Source organism: Streptomyces sp. YS-3, assembly GCF_045257485.1.
Taxonomy (GTDB): Bacteria; Actinomycetota; Actinomycetes; order Streptomycetales; family Streptomycetaceae; genus Streptomyces.
Genome location: NZ_JBJHPC010000412.1, coordinates 1 through 6,583, shown reverse-complemented (window position 1 = coordinate 6,583; position 6,583 = coordinate 1). Strand labels below are relative to the sequence as shown.

Annotated in this window: 8 protein-coding genes, 1 tRNA gene and 1 riboswitch; of the genes, 6 read left to right on the top strand and 3 right to left on the bottom strand. The window is 70.9% G+C overall.

Features of this window, described 5'->3' with window-relative positions:
* Positions 1 to 79: 79 nt before the first annotated feature.
* The 3 genes from rph (at position 80) to rdgB (ending at position 1,946) form a co-directional block, all read left to right on the top strand.
* Positions 80 to 817, top strand: coding sequence for a ribonuclease PH (rph, locus tag ACJA3G_RS26765; protein ID WP_406555608.1), 738 nt, complete (start codon positions 80 to 82; stop codon positions 815 to 817).
* A gap of 102 nt (positions 818 to 919) precedes the next feature.
* Positions 920 to 1,306 (top strand): hypothetical protein, encoded by a 387-nt coding sequence (locus tag ACJA3G_RS26760; protein WP_406555607.1) that lies wholly within the window; start codon positions 920 to 922, stop codon positions 1,304 to 1,306.
* A 37-nt stretch (positions 1,307 to 1,343) separates the two neighbouring features.
* The gene (gene rdgB / locus ACJA3G_RS26755) at positions 1,344 to 1,946 is read left to right on the top strand and encodes an RdgB/HAM1 family non-canonical purine NTP pyrophosphatase (protein WP_406555606.1); all 603 of its coding nucleotides are present in this window, start codon (positions 1,344 to 1,346) and stop codon (positions 1,944 to 1,946) included.
* 55 nt (positions 1,947 to 2,001) lie between these two features.
* On the opposite strand, the gene ACJA3G_RS26750 is transcribed toward rdgB, so the two are convergent.
* Together ACJA3G_RS26750 and bcp are read right to left on the bottom strand one after the other, a co-directional pair.
* Positions 2,002 to 2,086 (bottom strand) — tRNA-Leu (locus tag ACJA3G_RS26750).
* Between the two features lie 172 nt (positions 2,087 to 2,258).
* Complete coding sequence (bcp, locus tag ACJA3G_RS26745; protein WP_406555605.1) at positions 2,259 to 2,726, bottom strand: thioredoxin-dependent thiol peroxidase; 468 nt, start codon at positions 2,724 to 2,726, stop codon at positions 2,259 to 2,261.
* Between the two features lie 142 nt (positions 2,727 to 2,868).
* On the opposite strand from bcp, the gene ACJA3G_RS26740 reads away from it, so the two are divergent.
* The 3 genes from ACJA3G_RS26740 (at position 2,869) to ACJA3G_RS26730 (ending at position 4,172) form a co-directional block, all read left to right on the top strand.
* Positions 2,869 to 3,192, top strand: coding sequence for a DUF3618 domain-containing protein (locus tag ACJA3G_RS26740; RefSeq protein ID WP_406555604.1), 324 nt, complete (start codon positions 2,869 to 2,871; stop codon positions 3,190 to 3,192).
* A gap of 81 nt (positions 3,193 to 3,273) precedes the next feature.
* On the top strand, positions 3,274 to 3,609 hold the full coding sequence (locus ACJA3G_RS26735) for a co-chaperone GroES (RefSeq protein WP_358834058.1): 336 nt from the start codon (positions 3,274 to 3,276) through the stop codon (positions 3,607 to 3,609).
* 129 nt (positions 3,610 to 3,738) lie between these two features.
* Positions 3,739 to 3,802, top strand: a riboswitch (guanidine-III (ykkC-III) riboswitch).
* Positions 3,803 to 3,851: 49 nt separating this feature from the next.
* Positions 3,852 to 4,172, top strand: a complete 321-nt coding sequence (locus ACJA3G_RS26730; protein ID WP_406555603.1) for a DMT family transporter — start codon at positions 3,852 to 3,854, stop codon at positions 4,170 to 4,172.
* 23 nt (positions 4,173 to 4,195) lie between these two features.
* Here ACJA3G_RS26730 and ACJA3G_RS26725 read toward each other — a convergent pair.
* A partial coding sequence (locus ACJA3G_RS26725; RefSeq protein WP_406555602.1) for a transglycosylase domain-containing protein occupies positions 4,196 to 6,583 on the bottom strand: 2,388 nt, incomplete at its 5' end.

The window sequence follows — 6,583 nt, the reverse complement described above, 5'->3', positions numbered from 1 at the left end:
GGCCACGGGGCGAAGCCCCGGAAGGGGGGCCGGGGGGCACGCCCCCAGGAGCGAGACGCCCACGGGCTACGCTCGTGGCATGTCTCGTATCGACGGCCGCACCCCCGACCAGCTCCGCCCCATCACCATCGAACGCGGATGGAGCAAGCACGCCGAGGGCTCCGTCCTCATCTCCTTCGGCGACACCAAAGTCTTCTGCACCGCCTCCGTCACCGAAGGCGTCCCCCGCTGGCGCAAGGGCAGCGGCGAGGGCTGGGTGACCGCGGAGTACTCGATGCTGCCGCGCTCCACCAACACCCGCGGCGACCGCGAGTCCGTCCGCGGCAAGATCGGCGGACGCACCCACGAGATCTCCCGCCTCATCGGCCGCAGCCTCCGCGCCGTCATCGACTACAAGGCACTCGGCGAGAACACCATCGTCCTCGACTGCGACGTCCTCCAGGCCGACGGCGGCACCCGCACCGCCGCCATCACCGGCGCGTACGTGGCACTCGCCGACGCCATCGCCTGGGCCCAGACCAAGAAGCTGGTCAAGGCCAACCGCCAGCCCCTCACCGGCACCGTCGCCGCCGTCTCCGTCGGCATCGTCGACGGCACCCCCCTCCTCGACCTCTGCTACGAGGAGGACGTACGCGCCGAGACCGACATGAACGTCGTCTGCACCGGCGACGGCCGCTTCGTCGAGGTCCAGGGCACCGCCGAGGCCGAGCCGTTCGACCGCAAGGAGCTCAACGCCCTCCTCGACCTCGCCACCGGCGGCTGCGCCGACCTGGCCGCGCTCCAGACGGAGGCGCTGGGCCGCACGCTCGGCGCGTAGGGCCGGGCGCGGCAACCACAGCGCCACTCCCCGCGTCCCTACCGGCACGGGCGTACGGGCCGAACCGTACGCCCGTCCGTACACCCCGGGGAGGACCCGCCCATGCGCAGAAGCCGCCGCGCCCTCGTGCTCGCCACCGCCACCGCGGTGATCGCCCTGCCCGCCGCCGTCGGGTGCAGCGCGGTCAGCAAGGCGCTGGACTGCGTCCAGACGGCCGACGCGATCGCCTCCAGCGTCGACGACCTCGGCCGGGCGGTCTCCAACGCCACCGACAACCCGGCGCAGGCGGACCAGGCCCTCAACGACATCGACACCAACCTGTCGTCGCTGAAGAACAAGACGGACAACGCCGATCTCTCCAAGGCGGTCGACAACCTCAACAAGGCGGTCGGCAACGTACGTTCGGCGATCAAGAACGGCGACAGCACACCCGACATCAGCCCCGTCAAGGACGCGGCGAAGGAAGTCGGCAAGGTCTGCACCCCGTGACGCCATGACGCCGGACGCACCCGGCGATACTGGGGGCATGACCCGCCTGATCCTCGCCACCCGCAACGCCGGCAAAATCACCGAGCTCCGCGCGATCCTCGCGGACGCCGGACTGCCCCACGAACTGGTCGGCGCCGACGCGTATCCGGAGATCCCCGACGTCAAGGAGACCGGCGTCACCTTCGCCGAGAACGCGCTCCTGAAGGCCCACGCCCTGGCACGCGCCACCGGCCTGCCCGCCGTCGCCGACGACTCGGGCCTCTGCGTGGACGTACTGAACGGCGCCCCCGGCATCTTCTCCGCCCGCTGGTCCGGCACCCACGGCGACGACAAGGCCAACCTGGACCTGCTCCTGGCCCAGCTCACCGACATCGCGGACCCCCACCGGGGCGCCCACTTCGCCTGCGCGGCGGCCCTGGCCCTCCCCGACGGCACCGAGCGCGTGGTCGAGGGCCGCCTCCTGGGCACCCTCCGCCACGAGCCCACGGGCACGAACGGCTTCGGCTACGACCCGATCCTCCAGCCGGAGGGCGAGACCCGCACCTGCGCGGAGCTGACGCCCGAGGAGAAGAACACGATCAGCCACCGCGGCAAGGCGTTCCGAGCGCTGGTACCGGTGGTGCGGGAGCTGCTGGGCTGAGAGCGCGCACAGAAACGGCCTGCGAGCCGATCCTTCGATTCGCAGGCCGTTCGGGTGCGGCGGAAGGGATTCGAACCCTCAAGCCGTTTCACGGGCCACAGATCCTAAGTCTGCTGTGTCGCCAGTTGCACCACCGCCGCTAGCCGCCTGTCATGATACCGGGGCAGGCAGCCGCGGTGGATGGGGCGGGTGCCGGCTCACCTGCGGAGGCTTACCGGCGCCAAGTGCTTCTGGCCGCGTGGCAGTTCGGGAGCGGCGGCGCCGTCGACCGGACGGTTGCACCCCAAATGCGGCGACGCCGAGCGCGACTCCTCAGATCCCCAGATCCTTGATGATCTTCGCGACATGCCCCGTCGCCTTCACGTTGTACAGCGCGCGCTCGACCTTGCCCTCCTCGTCCACGACCACCGTGGAGCGGATGACGCCGGTCACCGTCTTGCCGTACAGCTTCTTCTCGCCGAAGGCCCCGTACGCCTCCAGGACCTGCTTCGACGGGTCGCCGACGAGGGTGACCTTCAGGGACTCCTGGTCGCGGAACTTCGCCAGCTTCTCCGGCTTGTCGGGGGAGACGCCGATCACGTCGTAACCGGCGCTGGCCAGCAGCTCCAGGTTGTCCGTGAAGTCGCAGGCCTGCTTGGTGCAGCCGGGGGTGAGGGCGGCGGGGTAGAAGTACACGATGACCTTGCGGCCCTTGTGGTCCGCGAGCGAGACCTCGTTGCCGTCCGCGTCGGGCAGGGTGAAGGCGGGGGCGGTGTCGCCGGGGACGAGTCGCTCGCTCATGGGATCTTCCTCCGGAAGGAACGGGGCAGTCTTACTCCAGCAGAGCCTAATGGGGGCCTGTGACAGTGCATCGCCGGTAGAGCTGACAGACTGTCGATGACTGACAACCCCATACCCCGACCGAACAGACGGAGGCGGCGCAGTGTCGGAAGCCAGGACCCCTGCGCAGATCGAGGCGGACATCAGGCGCCGCCGGGACGAGCTCGCGGTGACCCTCGACGAGATCGGCGTACGGCTGCACCCGTCGACGATCGCCGGTGACGCCAAGGCGAAGGTCGCCTCGGCCGTGGACCGGACGGCCGGCCGTGCCTTCGTCGCGGTGAACCGGGCCGTCTCGGACGTGAAGGCCCAGTTCGTGAACGAGGAGGGCGCGCCCCGCCTTGAGCGCGTCGTGCCGGTCGCGCTGCTGGCCGTGGGGCTGGTGGGGCTGTTCGCCCTGTCGTCCGCCCGCAAGCGCCGCGGCTGACGGCTCCCGCCCCCTCGTCCGGCTTCTTCTTCCGTGGCCCTTCGGCATACGCCGGGGGCAGGGACAGGTAGGTTCGGGTCCGTGAGCGAGAACACCCACGACGACAAGCTGCCCATCCGGATGCTCCACGACCGCGTGCTGGTCCGGTCCGACACACCCGAGGGCGAACGGCGCTCCGGCGGCGGCATCCTGATCCCGGCGACCGCCGCCGTCGGCAAGCGGCTGGCCTGGGCCGAGGTGGTCGCCGTCGGCCAGAACGTGCGGACCGTCGAGGCGGGCGACCGGGTGCTCTACGACCCCGAGGACCGTGCCGAGGTCGAGGTGCGCGGTATCGCCTACGTACTGATGCGGGAGCGCGATCTGCACGCCGTCGCCTCGGAGCGGGTGTCCGAGGACTCGACGGGGCTCTATCTCTGAAGCCGTAACCCTTGTAGTGCTGTATCCCTGTTCCCCTGTACCCCCGGATCCGCGCGGTCGCGGGAACGGAACGGAAGGGCTGGTGGCCGCCGTCACCAGCCCTTTGCCATGCCCGCCGCCGCCCGCGCCGCTTTGCTACGGTGGAGCACCCCGACGAGACGCGTCGTACCGGGTCATGACAAGACGACGCACCCCGCGTGTACGCCGCGTACGCGCGCGTACGTCTCTCGGAGGTGTCTGTCATGGCCTGGGTTCTGCTGGTCGTCGCCGGTCTGCTCGAAGTCGGCTGGTCGGTCGGGATGAAGTACACGGACGGGTTCACCCGGCTGTGGCCCAGTCTGTTCACCGGCGCCGGGATCGTCGCCTCGATGGTGCTGCTCTCGCAGGCCGCCAAATCCCTGCCCATCGGTACCGCCTACGGCGTGTGGGTGGGCATCGGCGCGGCCGGTGCGGCGGTGCTCGGCATGCTGGTGTTCGGTGAGCCGGCGACCGCCGCCCGGATCTTCTTCGTCTGTCTGCTGCTGGTGGCCGTGGTCGGCCTCAAGGCGACCTCCGGCCACTAGCGGCGGCGCGCCCTCCCCGCGGCTCAGCTCGTGCGTGCCCGGCGGCGCGGCCGGTCGGCGCCTCCGGCCGTCGTCCCGGTGGTCGTCTGGCCCGCCGTGACGCCGCCTTGGGTGGCCGCCGTCGTGCCTCCGGTGGTGGGCGCGCCGTCCGTGGTCCCGCCGGTGGTGCCGCCGTCGGTGGCGCCACCGGTGGTGGTCCCGCCGTTGGTCGGGCCGCCGGTGGTGCCGCCCGTGGTGGTGCCCGCGTCGGTCGTGGCCCCGGTGGTGCCGCCGGTCGTCCCGCCCGTCGAACCGTCCGTGGTGGCGCCGCCCGTCGTGCCGCCGTCGGTCGTCCCGCCCTCGGTCTGCCCCTGCGTGCGGCCCTCGTCCTGGCCCTCGGTCCGGCCGGGCGGCGGGTTGGGGGTGTCCGGGTTGGGTGCCTGGGTCTCGACCGGCGGGGGCACGGAGGCGCCCTCCTGGAGCTGGAGGTCGAAGTCCTGCGGCTCGGTGTCCTTGAGCGCGCGCGCCGTGTACTGCGCCCACACCTCCGCGGGCGGCCCGCCGCCGTTCATCCGGGGCAGCCCCAGCGCCCCGTACAGCGGCTTCTGGGCGGCCGTGTCGGGGTCCTGGCCCATCACGGCGACGACGGTGGCCAGATCGGGCGTGTAGCCCGCGAACCAGGCCGCCTTGTCGTCCTCGGCGGTGCCGGTCTTGCCCGCCGCCGTACGTCCCGAGGCCTGCGCGGCCGTACCGGTGCCGCCCTCCACAACGCTCTGCAGGATCGAGGTGGTGGTGTCGGCGGCCTCGCGCGGGACGGCCTGCTTGGTGTCCTGTGCGGGCAGTTCCGCCTTCTCGTCGTCCTTGGTGACGGACTCGACCATCGTGTACGTGCCGTGCCTGCCGTGGTTGGCGAGCGTCGCGTACGCCTCGGCCATGTCCAGGACGGAGGCGGTCGCGGTGCCCAGCGCGATGGAGGGCCCGTTCGGCATGTCGGGGGTGGTGGAGGGGATGCCCAGGTCGACGGCGGTCCCGCGGACGTTCTTGGGGCCGACGTCGACGGCCATCTGCGCGTACACGGCGTTCACCGAGAGGTCGGTGGCGGACCGGACGGTGAGCTGTCCGTAGGACTTGCCGTCCTCGTTGGAGGGGTTGTACGGGGTGCCGGACCAGCCCTGGACGAAGCGCCTGTCGGTGCCGTCGTAGACGGTGTTCGGGGTGATCGTGCGCCCGTCCTGCGTCTTGGCGGCGTTCTGGACGGCGGAGGCGAAGACGAACGGCTTGAAGGTCGAGCCGACCTGGTAGTCGCGCCGGGTGGCGTTGTTGACGTACTGCTTGGTGTAGTCGATGCCTCCGTACATCGCGAGTACTTTGCCGCTGTCCGGGTCGATGGAGGCGCCGCCCACGCGCACGTTGCGGTCCACCGGGCGCTCGGAGCTGACCTGGGACATCACCTTGTCGTCGACGGCGGCGACGAGTGCGTCCTGCTTGGGCTTCTGGAGCGTGGTGGTGATCCGGTACCCGCCCTTGGCCAGGGTGTTCTCGTCGATGATCTTGTTGTCCGTCAGATAGTCCTTCACCGCCTCGACCACATAGCCGCGCTGTCCGGCCATCCCGGCCGCCGGGCGCGCCTTGCCGGGTACGGGGAAGGTGGCGGCGGCCCGCGCGGCGGGCGTCATCCACTTCTTCTTGACCATGCCGTCCAGTACGTAGTTCCAGCGCGCGACGGCCCTGCCCTTGTTCTCCGGGTGCGCCACCACGTCGTAGGCGCTGGGGGCGTTGAGCAGCGAGGCCAGATAGGCGCCCTCGGCGGTGGTGACCTTCTCGATGTCCTTTCCGTAGTAGGCCTGGGCGGCGGCCTGGATGCCGTAGGCGTTGCGGCCGAAGTAGCTGGTGTTGAGGTAGCCCTCCAGGATGTCCGCCTTGCTGACCTCGCGGTTCAGCTTGATGGCGATGAAGAACTCCTTCACCTTGCGGCTGATCGTCTGTTCCTGTCCCAGGTAGTAGTTCTTCACGTACTGCTGGGTGATCGTCGAGCCGGACTGCTTGCCCTTGCCGGAGAGGGTGTTCCAGGCGGCGCGGACCATGGCCTTGGGGTCGACGGCCCGCTCGGAGTAGAAGTCGCGGTCCTCGGCGGCGAGCACGGTGTGCTGGACGGTCAGCGGGATCTGGGCGAGCCGGACGTTCTCGCGGTTGATCTCGCCGTCCCGGGCGAGCTGGCTGCCGTCGGCGTACAGGTAGACGTTGGACTGCGCGGTCGCGGTGGCGTTGGCGGGCGGGATGTGGACGAGGGCGTAGCCGGCGATGAAGCCGCCGATGAGCAGCAGAGCGATGACCAGGACGGTGCCGAGCACCAGGCGCCAGCCGGGCACGAAGCGCCGCCAGCCGGTCCGCCGGGGGCGCTTCCTGCCGCCCCCGGCGGACCGGCTGGCGGC